Source organism: Sphingosinicella soli (assembly GCF_014199685.1).
Lineage (GTDB): Bacteria > Pseudomonadota > Alphaproteobacteria > Sphingomonadales > Sphingomonadaceae > Sphingosinicella > Sphingosinicella soli.
This window is the reverse complement of sequence record NZ_JACHNZ010000086.1, coordinates 1-1,513: the sequence shown is the minus strand read 5'-3', so window position 1 is coordinate 1,513 and position 1,513 is coordinate 1. Positions and strand designations below refer to the sequence as shown.

Annotated in this window: 1 protein-coding gene; it reads right to left on the bottom strand. The window is 58.0% G+C overall.

The features are described 5' to 3' along the window. Positions 1-150 precede the first annotated feature (150 nt). On the bottom strand, positions 151-1,266 hold the full coding sequence (locus GGQ98_RS18055) for a Fic/DOC family N-terminal domain-containing protein (RefSeq protein WP_184072058.1): 1,116 nt from the start codon (positions 1,264-1,266) through the stop codon (positions 151-153). Between the last annotated feature and the right edge of the window lie 247 nt (positions 1,267-1,513).

Sequence of the window (1,513 nt, the reverse complement as noted above, 5' to 3'; positions counted from 1 at the left end):
AACCAGGCCGCTGCCTAAACCATCGAAATGAGGGGTCCCTATTGGACGCCGATCACCCCGCTAACGGGGTCCCTTTTGCACGCCGGTCCACAGGCAGATTTCAGGGAGCCGTTTCGAGCGGTCGAATGGCCGCTTTTAAGGCGCTAGCGGTCAGAACGCTTCCCGCCCTTCGGCGATATTCAAAAGTTCGGAGAAAACGAAAGTTGCCGGCGCCCGCCCTGATGCCGGCACCAATTCGCGCAGCAGTCCATTGTCGCGCAGGTCACGGACGATCTTTCGCGCCGTTGCTGGTGGAATTTGAGCGGAAGTTATAAAATCGGGTGTCTGAAAGATCGGGCGTTGGAAGATCCAGTCAAGGGCACGCACGGCATATTGCGAATGGGTGATCTCCACCACCCAATCCCGCTTGTCCTGATGAAGCGCCAGTATCGCTTGGGCCTTCTGGGTGTTGGCTTCGGCCTGGGCGATGATGCCTCGTAGGAAGAAAGCCGCCCACCCGCTCCAGTCATCGTCACGAGAGACGGCCAGCATGCGATCATAGTATTCTTCGCGATTGGCTTCGAGATATTCCGAGAGATAGAAGTTGGGCCGCGACAACAACCCGTGAGCATAGAGGAAGAGCGGAATGATCAGCCGTCCGATACGCCCGTTGCCGTCGAGAAACGGGTGGATCGATTCGAACTCGGCATGGACAATGGCCAGTTGAACTAACCGATCCGGCGTATCGGCGTGAATATAGGCTTCCCATCCCGTCATCGCACTCTCGATGCGATCGGCCCCAGGCGGCACGAAACGCGCCTGCTCGATTGTACAGCTTTCTGGCCCGATCCAGTTGGGAATGCGGCGATACTCGCCCGGGCTCTTGTGGCGGCCACGTACGCCATCCATCAGCACGCTATGGGTGGCTTTGATGAGCCGCTGCGATAGCGGAAGATGTGCCATCAGGCTTTCCGCCTCGCGCAAGGCGGCGCGGTAATTCAAGACTTCACGGGCATCGGCCTTCTTGGGCGTGCTTTCATCGAGCAGATGCCCTTGCGCTTCAAATTCCAGCACCTCGCCCAGCGTCACTTGCGTCCCTTCGATCTTGCTGGAGAGAACAGCTTCGCGAGCGGTCAGCGGGGACAGCAGGATATCGGGATTGGGAATGCCCGAGAGGACACCTTCATAACGCGCTATCGCAGCATTGGCGGGCCCGACCAGCGGAAACAGTGCACCCAGATCAAGCGCAGCAGGGGGAAAGCGTCCTTCATGGTAGGCTACAGGCACGGGTGTCTCCGTCGGGCTGGCATGGGCAGGCGAGCGCGAATCCCCCGCTACCTTTGATGATCATCTATCGAAAGCTACACCATTTGATGATCGTGGAAAAGACTTTCACCTACATCTAAGCCCGTTAGCGTTATCCGGCGATCATCAAACACGCTAGGCGCTGTCTGCATTCATTTTATCCAGATCATCGCGCAAGCGAGATGGACGAATCCCATGAATGCGGTGAGGGTTTTCTCGCAGCGGAGGG